The sequence below is a fragment of the Pseudomonas sp. IT-P12 genome (genome assembly GCF_949767465.1).
Taxonomy (GTDB): Bacteria; Pseudomonadota; Gammaproteobacteria; order Pseudomonadales; family Pseudomonadaceae; genus Aquipseudomonas.
The window spans coordinates 625359-642314 of record NZ_CATKPY010000022.1; the positions used below are offsets into that span (position 1 = coordinate 625359).

At 63.3% G+C, this 16956-nt stretch carries 15 protein-coding genes; 5 read left to right on the forward strand and 10 right to left on the reverse strand.

The window, feature by feature from the left end:
• Positions 1-46: 46 nt before the first annotated feature.
• Both ACM6IM_RS17670 and ACM6IM_RS17675 read right to left on the reverse strand, forming a co-directional pair.
• Entirely contained in the window at positions 47-418 is a 372-nt protein-coding gene (locus ACM6IM_RS17670; protein ID WP_201190927.1) for a response regulator, read from the reverse strand.
• Positions 418-3255, reverse strand: a complete 2838-nt coding sequence (locus ACM6IM_RS17675; protein ID WP_414865841.1) for a PAS domain-containing protein — start codon at positions 3253-3255, stop codon at positions 418-420. The genes ACM6IM_RS17670 and ACM6IM_RS17675 overlap by 1 nt, the downstream gene beginning before the upstream one ends.
• 220 nt (positions 3256-3475) lie before the next feature.
• Between ACM6IM_RS17675 and ACM6IM_RS17680 the strand changes: the two genes are divergently transcribed.
• Both ACM6IM_RS17680 and ACM6IM_RS17685 read left to right on the forward strand, forming a co-directional pair.
• Entirely contained in the window at positions 3476-3901 is a 426-nt protein-coding gene (locus tag ACM6IM_RS17680; protein ID WP_201190929.1) for an organic hydroperoxide resistance protein, read from the forward strand.
• 81 nt (positions 3902-3982) lie between these two features.
• Positions 3983-5416: a catalase gene (locus tag ACM6IM_RS17685; RefSeq protein ID WP_414865842.1), complete on the forward strand. Its 1434-nt coding sequence runs from the start codon at positions 3983-3985 to the stop codon at positions 5414-5416.
• A gap of 145 nt (positions 5417-5561) precedes the next feature.
• Here the strand turns inward: ACM6IM_RS17685 and ACM6IM_RS17690 are convergent, their stop codons facing one another.
• Positions 5562-6287, reverse strand: coding sequence for an AraC family transcriptional regulator (locus ACM6IM_RS17690; RefSeq protein ID WP_414865922.1), 726 nt, complete (start codon positions 6285-6287; stop codon positions 5562-5564).
• A 191-nt stretch (positions 6288-6478) separates the two neighbouring features.
• Between ACM6IM_RS17690 and ACM6IM_RS17695 the strand changes: the two genes are divergently transcribed.
• Positions 6479-7693, forward strand: coding sequence for a CynX/NimT family MFS transporter (locus ACM6IM_RS17695; RefSeq protein WP_414865843.1), 1215 nt, complete (start codon positions 6479-6481; stop codon positions 7691-7693).
• 62 nt (positions 7694-7755) lie between these two features.
• On the opposite strand, the gene ACM6IM_RS17700 is transcribed toward ACM6IM_RS17695, so the two are convergent.
• Genes ACM6IM_RS17700 through ACM6IM_RS17720 form a run of 5 tightly spaced genes read right to left on the reverse strand, consistent with a single transcriptional unit; the run spans position 7756 to position 12372 of the window.
• Positions 7756-8508 (reverse strand): 3-oxoacyl-ACP reductase family protein, encoded by a 753-nt coding sequence (locus tag ACM6IM_RS17700; RefSeq protein WP_414865844.1) that lies wholly within the window; start codon positions 8506-8508, stop codon positions 7756-7758.
• Positions 8509-8558: 50 nt separating this feature from the next.
• Complete coding sequence (locus ACM6IM_RS17705; RefSeq protein WP_414865845.1) at positions 8559-9344, reverse strand: alpha/beta fold hydrolase; 786 nt, start codon at positions 9342-9344, stop codon at positions 8559-8561.
• A 23-nt stretch (positions 9345-9367) separates the two neighbouring features.
• Positions 9368-9871 (reverse strand): cytochrome P460 family protein, encoded by a 504-nt coding sequence (locus tag ACM6IM_RS17710; protein ID WP_371049656.1) that lies wholly within the window; start codon positions 9869-9871, stop codon positions 9368-9370.
• A 24-nt stretch (positions 9872-9895) separates the two neighbouring features.
• On the reverse strand, positions 9896-10966 hold the full coding sequence (locus ACM6IM_RS17715) for an alpha/beta fold hydrolase (RefSeq protein ID WP_414865846.1): 1071 nt from the start codon (positions 10964-10966) through the stop codon (positions 9896-9898).
• Positions 10967-11025: 59 nt separating this feature from the next.
• Positions 11026-12372: an epoxide hydrolase family protein gene (locus ACM6IM_RS17720; RefSeq protein ID WP_414865847.1), complete on the reverse strand. Its 1347-nt coding sequence runs from the start codon at positions 12370-12372 to the stop codon at positions 11026-11028.
• 321 nt (positions 12373-12693) lie between these two features.
• Between ACM6IM_RS17720 and ACM6IM_RS17725 the strand changes: the two genes are divergently transcribed.
• On the forward strand, positions 12694-13911 hold the full coding sequence (locus tag ACM6IM_RS17725) for an MFS transporter (protein WP_414865848.1): 1218 nt from the start codon (positions 12694-12696) through the stop codon (positions 13909-13911).
• Here the strand turns inward: ACM6IM_RS17725 and ACM6IM_RS17730 are convergent.
• Together ACM6IM_RS17730 and ACM6IM_RS17735 are read right to left on the reverse strand one after the other, a co-directional pair.
• The gene (locus ACM6IM_RS17730) at positions 13908-14693 is read right to left on the reverse strand and encodes a sulfite exporter TauE/SafE family protein (protein WP_414865849.1); all 786 of its coding nucleotides are present in this window, start codon (positions 14691-14693) and stop codon (positions 13908-13910) included. The genes ACM6IM_RS17725 and ACM6IM_RS17730 overlap by 4 nt on opposite strands.
• Positions 14694-14806: 113 nt before the next feature.
• Positions 14807-15556, reverse strand: a complete 750-nt coding sequence (locus ACM6IM_RS17735) for a hypothetical protein (protein WP_414865850.1) — start codon at positions 15554-15556, stop codon at positions 14807-14809.
• A 239-nt stretch (positions 15557-15795) separates the two neighbouring features.
• Between ACM6IM_RS17735 and ACM6IM_RS17740 the strand changes: the two genes are divergently transcribed.
• Positions 15796-16944, forward strand: a complete 1149-nt coding sequence (locus tag ACM6IM_RS17740) for an aldose epimerase family protein (RefSeq protein WP_414865851.1) — start codon at positions 15796-15798, stop codon at positions 16942-16944.
• The last annotated feature ends 12 nt before the right edge of the window (positions 16945-16956 follow it).

Genomic DNA, 16956 nt, shown 5'->3' on the forward strand with positions numbered 1-16956 from the left:
TTATTGGCATTCAACAGAGCAGTCTCCTCGTGGATTTGATCAGCGCTCAACTGACCGGCAACGCGGCGCTGAGGGCCTTGAGCAGTTCCGCCTCGCTGAACGGCTTCAGCAGGCAGTCCACCGCGCCCTGGCTCATCAGGAACGGGCGCTGCCCGGCATCGCCCAGCGCGGTGATGAAGATGATCGGGATCGTGTAACGCTGCGAGGCGAGCACCTTTTGCAACTCCGGACCGGACATGCCAGGCATGGCGACGTCCAGGATCAGGCACCGCGTCCGTTCAAGATACTCGGACGCCAGAAAGGCCTGTGCCGACGAAAAGGCCTGCACCGCAAAACCGAATTCCCTGAGCAGATCGGGCAACGCCTCGCGTACGGACTCGTCGTCGTCAACCACTGCTATGAGCAAAGGCTTGTCCATCAAAAACCCTCTCTGGTGTGATCACGGTCGCTTCCCGCGTCCGGCCTTGGGGTGTCGTTCATGTCGACGGCCTGTTCATGTCCCGGACGAAACGGGATCGAAAAACGAAAGGTCGCGCCGGGGCCGATCTCGTTGGCACGAGCCCACAGGCGACCGTCATGCCTGTCGATGATCGAATGGCTGACCGACAACCCGATGCCCATGCCTGAGCGCTTGGTCGTATAGAACGCGTTGAACAGGCGCTCGGCGTCCTGTGGATCGAACCCGGCCCCGTTATCCCTCACTTCGAGAAAAACCTGATGGCCCTGTTGGCCGGTACTGACTTGCAGGTGCCGTGATCGGTCGGTGTTCGTATTCATCGCCTCGTTGGCATTGAGGATCAGGTTGAGGATGACCTGCTGCAACTGCACGCGATCGCCCCTGACCGTCGGCAGCCCATCAGCGAATACAGGGTTGAGGATCACCCTGCCGCGCTGCAATTCGCCGAGCAACAGCGCAATCACCTCGCGCGCCGCTTCGTTGAGGTCGACATCTTCCAGCGTGATGCTGTTCTTGGAGAACAACACCCGCAGGCGCTTGATGACATCGGCGGCACGGTTGCCGTCGCGAATGGTCCGCCGCGCCGTTTCCAGGGCACCCTCGACGTTCGGCGGGCTGGCACCGAGCATGCGCAGGCAGGTGCTGGCATTGGTGATGATGCCGGCCAGGGGCTGATTGACCTCATGGGCGATGGAAGCGGTCAATGCCCCCAGGCTCGCGACCCGCGCCAGGTGCGTCAGCTCCGAGCGAACCTCGCCGAGCGCGGTTTCGGAAAGACGTCGCTGGGTCACGTCCTGCAAGGCGGCGATGTACTCCAGGCCGCCGTCTTCATCCGGTATCGCGTGGGCCACCAGGTGCACATGCTTGATCGTGCCGTCCGGCAGTTGCAGGCGGTGTTCGTGCTCGAAGTCGCGACCTTTCTTGCGCTGGCTGCGGATCATCTCCTTGTAACTGGAGAGATCGTCCGGATGGATGCGGGTGTACAGCAGGTCGAACGTGGGCCTCACGCCGGGGTCCAGGTCGAGTATCCGATAGACTTCCTCGGACCAGGTGATGCCGTCCGAACCCACTCGCCACGAGAACGTCCCGGTGGAGCTCAGCCGTTGGGCCTTGGCCAGGAACGCCTCGCTCTGGCGCAGCGCCGCCTCGCCGTGCGCCCGGTCGATAGCGATGCTGGCGAGGTGGGTGAACTGGGCAATCAGGTTTTGCTGCAGGGCATTGGGCACGCCCGGCACGCGAAAAAGCACGCAAAGGACGCCGGTCACATGGCCGTTGGTGGAGGTCACGGGGGTTGACCAACTGGCCCGCAGGCCATGGGCCAATGCGATGGCGCGCCAACGCGGCCAGCGCTGCTCACAGGTCAGGTCCTGGCAAATCACCTGTTCGTTGCGAATCGCCACCAGGGCGTTGGGACATCCGGCCGCGTCCACGGGGTGACCGTCGGGAGCGGGTATCAGGTCGGGCGGCAGATTCGGCGCTGCACCCGGCAGCAGGCGGGGCACGGCTTTGGGCACCCGATAAGAACCATTGGGGTCGACCTGCACGATGCTGCACACGCCGCCGTCGAAGCTCGCTTCAACCAACCCGCACAGGGCTTCGAGTATGAGCCTGAGCGGGGTGCCACCGGCGATCAGTCCCAGCAGGTGTTTTTCTCCCCCCAGCAGCATCTCGGCACGCTTGCGATCTTCGATATCGGTGTTTTCCCCGTACCAGCGCACCACCCGCCCCCACTCGTCGTGCTGCGGTACCGCACGGACCAGGAACCAGCGGAAGACGCCATCGAAGCGGCGCAGGCGGGCCTCGAACTCTCCGGGCTGACCCGACGCCAGCACCCGCCGATAGGACGCCAGCACATCGTGGTCATCCGGATGAATAGAGGCCATCCAGCCATCGCCGCAGGCCTCCTGCAGGGCGATGCCGGTGTAGTCGCACCAACGCTGGTTGAGAAAACTGACCTGTCCATCCGGCGCGGCACTCCAGACAAATCCGGGAACGGCGTTGATCAGGCTACGAAAACGCGCTTCCGAGGCACTGATCTCGACCAGCGCCTGGGCGATCAATGCCTTGTCGCGCTTGTGTTCGTCGATGTCGACCGTGATCACCCACCAGCGGGCGATGCGACCACTGTCGTCGCGCATCGGAATGCCATTGGCAGCGAACCAGTGATAGGCACCGTCCGCACGGCGGATCCGCTGTTCCTCATGAAACGGCTCGCCGGTTGTCACCGAATGCGTCCAGCTTTGCATGACCCGGGGCTTGTCGTCGGGGTGGATGATGTCACTGGTGGTCCAGCCCCTCAGCTCCTCGAGTGTGGTGCCCATGTATTGGAGGTTGTGATTGTTCACGTACTCCAGCTCTCCGTCGGGCGTCATCAGCGAAACCAGTGCGGGAATGCTGTCGATGAGCGTGCGCAGGTCGGGTTCGAGCGCAGGTGCGGCCGGGGTAGCGAGGCAGTGATCCTCGATGTCGGTGCACAATCCACACCACTTGCCGTCCGCAGCGCCCGTCAGTGGGCTCACACGCAGGACGAAGCGACGATAGACGCCATCGGCGCGGCGCAGGCGCGCGCAGATGTCGCGGGGCTCGCCACTGGCGAGGATGGCGTGCCAGCGCTCTGACACCTGGGGACGGTCGTCGGGATGGAGGAATGACTGCCAGCCCGCGTCCATGGCCTCTTCGCGGGCACGCCCGGTGTAGCGGCACCAGTACTGATTCACGTAGTCGACACGACCATCGGCGAGTGCGGTCCACGCCACACCCGGCAGCACATCGATGACGTGGTCGAGCTCGTTGTCCATACCGATCCTGTGTGTGCGGTCGTCATTTCGCGAGGATGCCCCCGCCAGCCATACGCCGCCTATCATACCTTGGTGTCGCATGCCGGCATCAGTGTAGCGGCGGGTGCGCACGTCGCCGGGACCGTCAGGGCAAGGCCCACTAACACCTTCGTGCAATTGAGACCGCGGCGGACGATTTGGTGACATGAAATTTCATCAAACCTCCAAAAAGGAAATCGCCATGCCTGCTCCGACCGCCCCCGAGAATGTGCTCTACACCGCCAACGTCCATACCACCGGTGGCCGCGACGGTCACGCCCGCAGCCATGACGGACGTCTGGACATCTCGCTCTCCAGCCCAGGCTCTGCAGGGGCCGGCACCAACCCGGAGCAACTGTTCGCCGCCGGTTGGTCCGCCTGCTTCGAAGGCGCACTGCGCCTGGCCGCACGGCGCATGAGCATCAATCTGCCGCAACCGGTCGCCATCGATGCGCAAGTGGACCTGTGCTCGGCCGAGGGCAGTTACTTCCTGCAGGCGCGCCTGAATGTCAGCGTGCCGGGTGTGGATCGCGAATCCGCCCAGGCCCTGGTCGATGCCGCCCATGAAACCTGCCCGTATTCGAAGCTGTCGCGCAACAACATTGCCGTGCAGATCACCCTCGCCTGAGTGGCTGCAACCCATCCGAACCGGGCGGCCCGCGCCTGAACCGATCGCCCGGTTCCGCCCCAAAACCGTAGGGAGCTGATGATGAACAAGCTGACAACCGCCGCCGGTGCCCCGGTGGTCGACAACAACAATTCACAAACGGCGGGCCCCCGGGGCCCGGTGTTATTGCAGGACGTGTGGCTGCTGGAAAAGCTCGCGCATTTTGACCGCGAAGTGATTCCAGAGCGACGCATGCATGCCAAGGGCTCGGGGGCCCACGGCACCTTCACCGTGACCCACGACATCACCCGCTACACCAAGGCCAGACTGTTTTCCCACATCGGCAAGACCACCGATATCTTTGTCCGGTTCTCGACCGTGGCAGGCGAACGTGGCGCCGCCGACGCCGAACGTGACATTCGCGGGTTTGCCATCAAGTTCTACACCGAGCAAGGCAACTGGGACCTGGTGGGCAACAACACGCCGGTGTTCTTCCTGCGCGACCCGCTGAAGTTTCCCGACCTCAATCACGCGGTCAAGCGCGACCCACGCACCAACCTGCGCAGCGCCAACAACAACTGGGACTTCTGGACCTTGCTGCCCGAAGCCCTGCATCAGGTCACCATCGTCATGAGTGACCGTGGCCTGCCGCAGTCCTATCGGCACATGCACGGTTTCGGCAGCCATACGTTCAGTTTCATCAGCCCGGACAACCAACGCTCGTGGGTCAAGTTCACCTGGAAAACCGAACAGGGCATCGCCAACCTCACCGACGCCGAGGCCGGCGCCGTGATCGCTTCCGACCGGGAAAGCGCCCAACGGGACCTGTATGAAAGCATCGAGCAGGGAAATTTCCCACGCTGGAAACTGTTCGTGCAGGTGATGCCAGAGACGGACGCCGCCACGTACCCGATCAACCCGTTCGACCTGACGAAAGTCTGGCCCCATGCCGACTATCCGTTGATCGAAGTGGGCGTGCTGGAGCTCAATCGCAACCCCGACAACTACTTCGCCGACGTCGAGCAAGCGGCGTTCAACCCGGCCAACGTGGTGCCCGGCATCAGCTTCTCTCCGGACAAGATGTTGCAGGCGCGGCTGTTTTCCTATGGCGATGCCCAGCGCTATCGCGTCGGGGTCAACCACCATCAGATTCCGGTGAACGCGGCCCGCTGCCCGGTGCACAGCTACCATCGCGACGGGCAGATGCGCATCAATGCCAATGCCGGCAGTACCCTCGGGTACGAACCCAACAGTTACCAGGAATGGGTGGAACAACCGGACTTCCGTGAGCCGCCACTGGCCTTGCAGGGCAGCGCCGATCACTGGAATCACCGCGAAGACGCCGACTATTTTTCCCAGCCGGGGGCGTTGTTCCGGTTGATGGACGCGGCGCAGAAACAGGTGCTGTTCGACAACACCGCACGCTCGATCCAGGGCGCCTCGGCACAGGTCAAGCAGCGCCATATCGACAACTGCACGGCGGCCGATCCGGAATATGGATCGGGTGTCGCGCGGGCCATTGAAGCGTTGGGCTGATACCAGACCGGCGGGAGCGAGCCTGCTCGCGATAAGGGCGGCCCAGTCAACTCGGCTGTCAGATTGCATTCGCGAGCGGGCTCGCTCCCACAGTGGTTGACGGGGCAATCACGACGCTGCATCCGCCTTGAAATGTGTGGGTGCGTCAGCCACGCGCCATGAACTCCCGGGGCGACTCGCCCATCAGACGCCGGAACATGGCGCTGAAGGCGCTCTGGCTGCCATAGCCCAGGTCGCGGGCGATGCGGCTGATGGCGTGTCCCTTGTCGAGCCGGTCAATCGCCGTCGCCAGACGGACTTGTTGGACCCAATGACGAAAATTCAAGCCGGTCTCGTTTTGAAAAAGCCGGATCAGCGTGCGTGAACTGGCACCGACCCGGTCCGCCCAGTAGTCCACCGAGTGGGCTTGTTCGGGGTTCTCCAGGATGGCGCTGCAGACCGTGAGCAGCCGGCGATCCCGGGGCCATGGAATCTGCAGGGGCAGGGTTCGTGCGACGTCGAGTTCGCTGAGGATCAGGGCCACGACGTGAGCATTGCGCCCCTCCGACGGGTACTCGATCGACTGATCCGCCAGGGCCAGGATCAATTCACGCAGCAAGGGCGAGATTTCCACCACCTTGCAGTGATCACCGAAACGCTGCGCGGCCTCGGGTTCGATGTAGACCGAGCGCATCTTCACCGGGCTGAGCATGAGCTGGTCATGGACGATTTGCGCCGGAATCCACAACGCCCGTTTCGGCGGCAATACCCACAGCCCGGTCTGCGTCGCCACCCGCATCACCCCGCTCGACGCATACAACAACTGCCCGTGCCGATGGGTATGCGGTTCGTTGTACTCGCCAGTGTGCTGATCGCGCACCAGCACGGTCATCAGGCGCGGCACGTTCTGGTAATCCAGGTAATTTTCGCTGCGCGGTGCCCGTGTTTCACCGTCGACAACGCGTCGTTCTGCTCGCTTCACTGGCGGGGCCTCCCGATGTCACTTTTGCGACAACACATGGCATATACCATTGATCTGCCGTTGTTAGCCTTGTTCCTGTTATTCCTGACGAGGCCGCACACATGGCACATTCCCCTGATTCTCCAGGCAACACACACAGCATGGCCGCGGTGATCGGCCTGCTGGTGCTGTCCCTCGCATTGCGCCCAGCGATCATATCGGTGGGACCGATTCTGCTGCTGATCCAGCAACACTTCCAGTTGAGCTACACCCAGGCTGCGCTGCTGACCTCCATTCCCGATGTCTGCATGGGGCTCTTCGCCCTGATGGTGCCGGGGCTGGCCCGGCGCTTCGGCATCGACCGTTGCGTGGTGGTCGCGTTGCTGCTGCTCGGCATCGCCACCCTGCTGCGGGCGCTGTCACCCAATGCGGTTTTCCTGCTGGGCAGTACCTTCGTTGCCAGCGTCGGCATCGCCATCGCCGGCGCCATGACCGGAGGCTGGATCAAGACCCATTTCCCCCACCGGGCCGCATTGTTCATGGGCATTTATGCCGCCGGACTCAGCGTCGGCGCCACACTTGCCGCAGTCTTCAGTGCACCGATTGCCGAGCTGGCGCAGAGCTGGCGTGTCAGTGCCGGGGTCTGGAGCGTGCTGTGCCTGACCGCCGTGGCCAGCTGGATGTGGATGACCAGGACCTTCGCCACGCCCTCGCCGCTCTCGCCCTCACGCCCCCGTCCGACGGCCCGCCTGCCATGGCGCCACCCGCAAGCCTGGTGGGTGGCGTTGAACTTCGGGGCCGGTCAATTCGTGGTCTACGCCCTCTTCGCCTGGATGGCACCGGCCTCGACAGAAGCGGCCGTGTCGACAGGGTCCCCTGGCATCCTGCTCGGGGTTTTCACCGCCGTGTTCGCCGTGGCCAGTGTCTGTGCCGGCATGCTTCCCGGCAAGGCGCATGATCGCCGGGGCCTGCTGGGGCTCTCGACATTGCTGGCGATACTGGGCGTCGCCGGGATGGCTTTCTTCCCCACAGGGCTGCCGATTCTTTACATCGTCCTGGCGGCCATCGGCCTGGGCATGGGCTTTACCGTCGCCATGACCTTGCCGCTGGATAACGCCGCCAACGCGGAACAGGCCGGCGTGTGGACCGTGTTCATGTTGTTCGTTGGCTACCTGGTCGCAGCGCTTGGCCCGCTGCTGTTCGGTGCCTTGCGTGACTACAGCGGCCACTTCGGCCCGGCCTACACGCTGTTGTTTGGCGTATTGATACTGATGCTGTGCATCACCCCGCTGCTCAAGCCGGCGGTCGAGCACACGCCTCAGGTCGCTGCGGCCTGAAACCTCTGACACCGCTGTGGGCAGGCAGCGAACCGGCCCACAGCGGCTGAACACGAGGACGATCAGGCCAGGTAGCCCCCATCGACCGTCAGGCTCGCACCGGTGACGAACGAAGCCTCCTCGCTGGCCAGGTAAGCGGCCATGCCGGCGATCTCGTCGGCATGGCCCAGACGTCCCAGCGGCACCAGACTGATGACGTGCTCCAGATAGGGAGCGTCAGCCGGGTTCATGTCGGTAGCGGTAGGACCGGGCTGAATGTTGTTGACCGTGATGCCCCGCGCGGCGAAGTCCAGGGCCAGGCCGCGGACCAGACCGGTCATCGCGGACTTGCTCATGGAGTAGCCGCTGGTGCCGGGGAAACCGGAACGCTCGCCGGCGACACTGCCGATCGTGATAATCCGGTCGCCACGGTTCATGACCTTGGAACAGGCCCGCGCGGCGATGTACGTGGCACGCACGTTGACAGCGTACAGCTCGTCGAGTGCCTCGACGGTGAATTCATCGACCGCGCCCAGCGCGAGTATGCCGGCGTTGTTCACCAGAATGTTCAACGCGCCCAACTTCTGCACGGTAAAGCTGACGGCATGCTCGATGTCCTGGGCGAATTTGCTGTCGGCCCTGATGGCCAACGCCTTGCCCCCCTCGCCTTCGATGCTGGCGACCAGCGCCTGGGCTTTCTCTTCGGATGCCGAGTACGTGAAGGCGACGGCGGCGCCTTCCCTGGCCAGGCGGCGGACGATGGCGGCGCCGATGCCGCGCGAGCCTCCGGTGACCAATGCCGTCCTGCCGGTTAAACGCTGTGTGAGTGTGGACATGTTCAATACCTGTGTTGGTGTGGAAGGCAGGGACGATTCCTGCGGGCGAATTACAGGGAGGCGGAAGCCGCCGCAGCTTTTTCGATCAGCCGGGCGACGGGCTCGGGGTTGGACACCATCACCACGTGGGAGGCGCCCTTGACCACGTCCACCTCTTTGGCACCGGCGCGGCTGGCCATGAAGGCCATGGCCTGTGGAGGAATGTTCTTGTCCTGGTCGCCATAGATGAACCAGGAAGACACCGTCTTCCAGGCCGGTTGGCCGGCCTTCTCATTCAGCGCCGCGTCGGTGACCGGACGCTGGGTCGCCGCCATCAAGGCCGCCTCCGGCGCGAGTACATCGGCGGCAAACTGGTCGTGGAACTTGTCCTGCTGGATGTACAGGTCCTTGCCGCCGTCGGCCAGAGTGACCGGCGCGGCCAGGGTCGGGCCGAGGGTGCTGCCGGGGAATTTTCCGGCCAGGCCGGCGACGGTTTCACCGGCCTCGGGTGCGAAGGCACTGACATAGACCAGCGCCTTCACCGTGGGGTGGCCGTTCGCTGCCGAGCTGATGACATTGCCGCCATAGGAATGGCCGACCAATACCACCGGCGACTTGATGCTCGACAACAACGCGGAAACCGCCGCGCCATCGCTTTTCACACTGCGCAGCGGATTGGCGGCGGCCACCACGGTGTAGCCATCCTGCTCGAGGATCTTCACCACACCGCTCCAGCTGGAGGCGTCGGCGAACGCGCCGTGCACCAGCACGACCGTGGGTTTTTCAGGCTGGGCAACGGCGTGGGTGGCGGCGATCAGGCTGACGCTGATCGCCAGTGCAGTCATGACTCTTTTCATGGGTGAACCCTTTTCGTGAAGGTTTAGAAAGCCAACCGGGTGAAGACGTAATCGTGGTTCTGCACGCGCGCCTGATGGCAGGCGAAGCAGGTCTGGTGCTGTGCCTCATCGGCCGGCTGACCGTTGATGAAGCGGCCGAACCCCCAGCCGCCGGTTGATGCATATTTTTTCGAGTCCTTGACCATCACCTGAACGGTGGTCGCCGCACCGGGGATCGAGGCGGGCTCGAACTCCGTGGACTGCACGCGTTTCCAGGCCAGCTTGACCAGCACCGTGCCGTCGGGAAACGGCAGCGTCGAGGCTTGATACGCCTTGATCGCCTGCGGGTTGCCGACCACTGCCCGCAGTTCATCCAGGGGCGCGGCTTCCACCGCTGGAGCGACCAATGGCCACTGGCGATAACCCTCGGGAAGTGTCACGCCGTAGATCGGCGAGGCGGCGCTGCTGTCGCCCAGGGCAATACCGGTCGCGACCAGCGCAGCCGAAGCAAGGGCCGTGGACAACACGGCCAGACAGGTGAGTTTCATCGTGGTTCTCCCGCGCATTGCCAATCAGAGATGGTCGGCGTCGATAACGGCCTGGGCGAAGGCTTGCGGGGCCTCCTGGGGCAAGTTGTGACCAATGCCGCCTTCGATCAGCCGGTGCTCGTACTTGCCCGTGAATCGCTTGGCATAGGCTTCGGCCGGTGGATGAGGCGCACCGTTGGCATCGCCCTCCATCGTGATGGTCGGCACACTGATGGACGGGCCCTGTGCGAGTTTTTTCTCCAGTGCGTCGTACCGCGCCTCGCCCTTGGTCAGGCCCAGACGCCAGCGATAGTTGAAGATCGACACGGCGACGTGATCGGGGTTTTGCAAGGCGGCGGCGCTGCGCTCGTAAGTCGCGTCATCGAACGCCCACTTGGGCGAAGCCAGTGTCCAGATCAGCTTGGCGAAATCGTGGGTGTTTTTTTCGTACCCCAGGCGACCGCGTTCGGTCGCGAAGTAGAACTGGTACCACCACTGCAATTCGGCAGCGGGCGGCAGCGGTGCCTTGCCCGCCTCTTGGCTGCCGATCAGGTAACCACTGACCGCCACCAGCGCCTTGACCCGCTCCGGCCACAAGGCCGCCACGATGTCGGCGGTGCGTGCGCCCCAGTCATAGCCACCGAACACGGCCTGCTTGATGTGCAGCGCGTCCATGAAATCGATGACGTCCGTGGCCAGCGCGGCGGGCTGGCCGTTGCGAACGGTTTTGGCGGACAGGAACTGCGTGTCGCCGTAACCCCGCGCGTAGGGCACCAGCACCCGATAGCCCCGCTCTGCCAGAGCCGGCGCGACATCAGCGTAACTGTGGATATCGTAGGGCCAGCCATGCAGCAGGATGACCACCGGCCCGTCGGCCGGGCCCAGGTCGGCGTAGGCGACATCCAGCAGGCCGGCCTTGACATGCTTGAGCGGGCCGAGGGACGTGTGAGCGCCCGGCGTCAGGGTGCCGAGGGTGCCGGCGGCCACCTCGGCGGCGTTGGCGGGCGACGAGGTCAGCGTCAGGGCCCCGAGTTGCATGAAGGCCGCCGTCAGAACCGTGCAGGCAAAAAAACGCAGATGACGCGGGACAGCTTGAGGATTCAGCAGGATGCTCATGGTCATTCTCCGGGCGACGGCCCCATGGCCGTCGCGTGATCGATCGGTCATGCAGGGGCTTACGGGGCGGTGTTCGCGACCGCTTTGTTCGCTGCCGTGCGCAAAGGCCGGAACGCGGCGCGCAGTTCTTCGCTGAACAATTGCGGCTGTTCCCAGGACGCGAAATGGCCGCCCTTGCTGACTTCGTTGAAATAGGCGAGCGAGGGATAGGCGCGTTGTGCCCAGCTTTTCGGGGCACGGTAGATTTCGTGCGGGAACACCGTGATCGCCACCGGGACTTTGATCTCGGCGGTCTTCTGCGCCGCAGCGCTGAAGTTATTGTTGTTGTTCTCCCAGTAGAAACGGGAGGACGACGCGCCGGCGTTGGTCAGCCAGTACAGGCTGATGTCGTCGAGTATTTCGTCGCGGGTCAGGACGCGCTCGGGCTTGCCGTCGCTGTCAGTCCAGGCGGCGATCTTCTCGTACATCCACGCCGCCGTGCCGGCCGGAGAATCGGCCAGCAGATAACCGATGGTCTGCGGTCGAGTGACCATCATCGCGCCGTAGGCAGCGTTGCGCCCGAAGAAGGTGCTCAGCGAGTTGAAGGCGGTGCGTTCCGGATCGCCCAGTCCGCTCGGCGCCGGATCGCCGCTGAAGATCGGCTTGACCAGCTCCGGCGGTATGGTGGCCGGCATGTTCAGGTGGATGCCCAGTAATCCCGGCGGTGCCAGGCGGCCCAACGCATCGGAAACCACCGAACCATGATCGCCACCCTGGGAGACGTAATGGCTGTAGCCCAGGCGTTTCATCAACACGTCCCAGGCCTTGGCCACCCGGTCCGGTCCCCACCCGAGTTCGGTCGGTTTACCGGAGAACCCATGGCCGGGAATCGACGGAATCACCACGTCGAAGGAATCTTCGATGCGACCGCCGTAAGCGGTGGGATCGGTCAACGGCCCGATGGTCTTGAGGAACTCGAATTGCGAACCCGGCCAGCCGTGAGTGAGGATCAGCGGCATGGCGTTGGGATTGCGCGAACGGACGTGGATGAACTGGATGTCGACGCCGTCAATCGTGGTCACGAACTCGGGCAAGGCATTGAGTTTCACCTCGGCCTTGCGCCAGTCGTAGTCGCTGCCCCAATACTTCACCAGCGCCTGCACCTGGGCAAGTTGCACACCCTGGCTGACGTCGCTGACGGTCTCCTTGTCGGGCCAGCGGGTATCGGCGATGCGCTTGCGCAGGTCGGTCAGTTGCGCTTCATCGACGTGGATACGGTAGGGCCGAATGGCCTCCGATTGTGCCGATGCCGCATTGGCGGCCCATGCGCCACTGCTGCCGGCGAGCAGAGCAAGACCGAGCAGATGCAACCTGGCGGATGAAGCCAGGCAGCGGTGCCAGGTGAGAACGGACGAAACTGCAAGCATGTTCAATCTCCTTTGAGTAAGTGGCCTACAGGCGCAGCGCGAATGGCTGGAGCGGCTACCGGGCCGTGGCCACGGTCATTGCCTCACTCCAGCGCTCGCAGGCTTGATAAAACCACCCGCTTACCCCCGGGACGATTGCACGTAGGTGTCGGTCGATACCTAAGTATCACTTGCCAGCCCATGCCCCTGAATGGTGTCGTCAGCAGCGCGGAACGCGCCCGGGAGGGTGCGAGGTTGAACGTATCGACGTACAGGACAGCACCGGATGGATGGCCAATGAGTGGGGGCACGCTGCACGAGGGGATAAACGAAACGGCGCTGATGGCCACTCGCTGGGCAGTGGTCGGCCTGTGCATGCTCTTCAACGTGGTCGATGGCATGAACGCCATGGTCATGGCCTTCACCGCAGCCAGCGTTTCGGCGCAATGGGGTTTGAACGGGGTCGAACTGGGGATGCTGCTCAGTGCCAGCCTGATCGGGATGGCCGGCGGCTCGCTGTTCGCCGCGCCGATGGCGGACCGCTACGGGCGTCGCCCCTTGCTGCTGGCCGGCCTGTCATTCAGCGGCCTGTGCATGCTGCTGTCCTTCTGGAGCCAGGGCCTGAGCGCGTTGATGCTGCTGCGCACCTTGACGGGCATTGGCCTGGGGGCGGTCCTCGTGGGGGCCAACGTGTTGACCCATGAGCATGCCAGTGCGCATCGACGCGGCCTGGCAATCGCCCTGCAATCACTGGCCTTCGCCCTCGGCGTAAGCCTGGCGGGCGTGCTGGCACACCTGTTCAATGAAAGCCTCGGCTGGCGCTACGTCTTTCTCGCAGGGGGTTTGATCACGTTCATCGTGACCTGCGCCGGCGTGCTGTGGCTGAGCGAATCGCAGGCGTTCCTGGCGCTGCAGCAAGGGCGCCGCGACGCGCGACTGGCAGACGCCAGCCCCATTCGTGAAAAGGAATTCGGGCAGTTGTTTGCGTCTGGCCAGTGGCGCCAGACCACGTCGCTGGCGCTGGCCTTCTTCCTCATCATGTTCTGCTTCTACTTCGTGATGAGCTGGACCCCGACACTGATGGTGCAGAACGGCTTTTCGCAGGAGCAAGGCGCAGCGGGCGGGATTCTGCTGAGCCTGGGCGGCATGCTCGGCGCTCTGTTGATGGGCCTGGGGGCGCATCGTTTCGGCGGCAATCGGCTGTTGCTGGGGTTTGTGCTGCTCAACAGCGTGCTGATGACGTTGATGGTGCCGGCCACTGCCGTGCAGAGCCTGGCGGTGGCCATCGGTTTCAGCAGCGGGTTGTTGCTCAATGGCGCCATCGCCGCGCTGTTTACATTGGCGCCGCAGGCTTTCGCCGCGTCCATCCGCAGCCGTGGCGTCGGTCTGGTGCTGGCAGGGGGGCGTCTCGGCGCGATCCTGTCGCCGGCCGTCGCCGGTCTGCTGCTGGATGCTCAGTGGAGCCCGCTGGGCCTGTTCAGCTTTTTTGCCGGCAGCCAAGTGTTGGCGGCAATGTTGATCTGGCGCGGCGCCAGGCCGAGCTCAACGAAACGAACCTAGAACGCCAGCTTGTACCCGATCAGCACCAGCATGGTCGCCAGGCACGGGCGCAGCCAGTCATCGGAGATGCGCCCGGTCAGGTGGCTGCCCAGGTAGATGCCCGGCAGCGAACCCACCAGCAGGAAACCCAGCACCTGCCAGTCCATGTTGCCCATGCTGGCGTGGCCAAGGCCTGCCACCAGGGTCAGCGGCACGGCGTGTGCGATTTCAGTGCCCACCAGGCGGCGGGTTGGCAACAGCGGGTAGAGGATGAACAACGCCACCGTGCCCAGGGCGCCGGCGCCAATCGAGGTCAGCGCCACCATGGTGCCGAGGACCAGGCCGGTGATCACGGTCAGTGCGTTCAAGCGCCGACCGCTGGGGTTGTAGTGGCCGCCGGCGCGTTTATGGGCGAAATCGAGCAGGCGTTTCTTGAAGAAAATCGCCAGCGCCGTGGCAAACAACACGAAGCCCAGCGCCTGCTTGATGACGGCGTTCATCGCCTCGGGCGAGGTTTGCAAGGTGCTCAGGAACCACAGAGTCAGCGCCACGGCCGGCACGCTGCCGAGGGTCAGCCAACCGGTAATGGCCCAATCGATGTTCTTGTTCTTGCGATGAACCAGCACGCCACTGGATTTGGTAATCGCCGCGTACAACAAATCCGTGCCCACCGCCGTAGCCGGGTTGACGCCGAACCACAACAGGATCGGCGTCATCAGCGAACCACCCCCCACCCCGGTCATGCCGACGATGAAACCCACCACCAGGCCTGCCACGATTAAGCCGAAATCACCGAATTCCATCAAAACGCCCACGAAGCAGGAAAAAACTGGCCCGCAGGATAGCGATTTTTCTTATAACGACTTATATCGATGCGATCTATGTTTATTCCATAAACAATTTACCTGCGGGGTGGTCACTGCACCGGCAGGAAATTGAGGAACAACAGGCTTTGCGCGTAGTTCAGGCCGATCCGCCGGTAGCGTTCGTCCAGCATCTGGGTCAGCAGGTCGAGGCGCGCGACGATCTTGCCGAATTCCACGGCAAAACTCAGGTTGCTGCCCTCCTCCGAGATTTCGTTGGAAAACAACAACGGCTGGCCATCGACCGTTTGCCGCTGGCTCAGGATCCAGGTGGCTTTCTCGATGTTGCGCGCGGCGTTGTTGACGAAGGTCGGGTTGATCGCATCGGTCATGTAGAACTCCAGCCGGTTGCCGTGCGCGGTGACCAGCATGCTGCCGATGGCGTAGATGAAGGCGCCCACCCGGTCGCCGAGAAACTCCGGACTCATGGCATAACTCAGTGCCGCCAGGTCCTTCCTGCCACCCAGGGTCGGCAACGGTTGTTGCTGTTCGATGGCCAGGCGCACCTGTTTCCCGGCCGTACGGGCGTCGAGAAAACCGGATTTTTTCAGTTCCTGCGGGTTGCGCAGGTAGAGCTTGCCCATCAACAGATAGAGGCTCTCGAGGTTGTCGCGCATGGCCAGGGTGGCCATGCGGTCGACGCTGGTCTGGAGAAATTCCTGGGGCCTGCCCTCGCGGAACTGGCTGACGATGTCACGCCCTTGCTGCTGGCTGCACCCGGAAGTGAACAGCATCGACAGCAGGGCCAGCAGCAGGCAATGGCGGCGGGTGGGCACAACGCTGAAGGGTAAAACTCGGGCCATGGGGACGTGGACTTGGGCATGGGCCGGCGGTGGGGATCGCCGCAGGCTGGCCAAGGATAGAGCCGGGAATTACGAAAAAGTGCAGTGCCGGCAATTCACTCACTCAACCCTGAAAACACAATAGTCATACTTTATTAGTGCAAAACCATCAAAACCCGCTATAAATCCCCACACGTCGAATTTTCAATCGACTACTAGTATGACTACTTATCCAAAAACAACAAAAAGGAAGGTTGACCATGCTTCAATCCCGCTCTCCGTTGTGCCTCCTTGGACTGTCACTGATGATCGCCACCCTCTCCGCCCAGGCTGCCGGCCTGTCCAGCGAACACAAAAACTTCGGTAAAACCCGCGACGGCACGCCCGTCGAGCAATACGTGCTGCGCAACAGCCACGGCATGCAGGCCACCGTGATCACTTACGGTGCGACCCTGCAGGCGCTGGAGGTGCCGGACAAGCACGGCAAGGTTGAAGACGTGGTGCTCGGTTTTGATGATGTGCAGGGTTATGAGACCGGCAAGGCCTACTTCGGCGCGACCATCGGACGCTTCGGCAATCGCCTGGCCAACGGCGCTTTCGAACTCGACGGCAAACGCTATCAGGTGCCGCAAAACGATGGTTCCAATGCACTGCACGGCGGTCCGCAGGGTTTTGACAAGCATGTCTGGAAAGCCAGACCGACCCAGGGCAAAGACTCGGTGGGTGTGACCCTGACGTACCGCTCGGCAGACGGTGAAATGGGTTTCCCCGGCAACCTGGAAACCGAGGTCACCTACAGCCTCAATGATCGCAACGAATTGCGCATCGACTACAAGGCTTCCACCGACAAACCCACGGTGCTCAACCTGACCAACCACAGCTACTTCAACCTGGCGGGTGCGGGCAACGGCGATGTGTTGCAACAGCTCGCGACCCTGCACGCCAGCCGTTACACCCCGGTCAACGGCACGTTGATCCCGACCGGTGAACTGGCAGCGGTGGCCGGTACGCCGATGGATTTCACAAAGCCCACCGCCATCGGCAAGAACATCAAGGCCAACCATCCGCAACTGAAATTCGCCGAGCCGAAACAAGGCGGTTTCGACTTCAACTGGGTGCTGGATGCCAAGGGCGACCTGGGCAAGCTCGCCGCCGACGTCAGCGATCCGCAGTCCGGGCGCCGCCTGCAGCTCTATACCACCGAGCCCGGCGTGCAGTTCTACACCAGCAATTTCCTCGACGGTTCGGTCAAGGGCAAGGCGGGCAAGACCTACGCACACTGGAGCGCGTTCACCCTGGAAACCCAACATTATCCGGACGCGCCCAATCAGCCGGGTTTCCCGTCCACCCGCCTGGACCCAGGCAAGACCTACACCCAGAACACTGTGCTGAAATTCAGCGCCCAATAAGTCCGCCCGCCG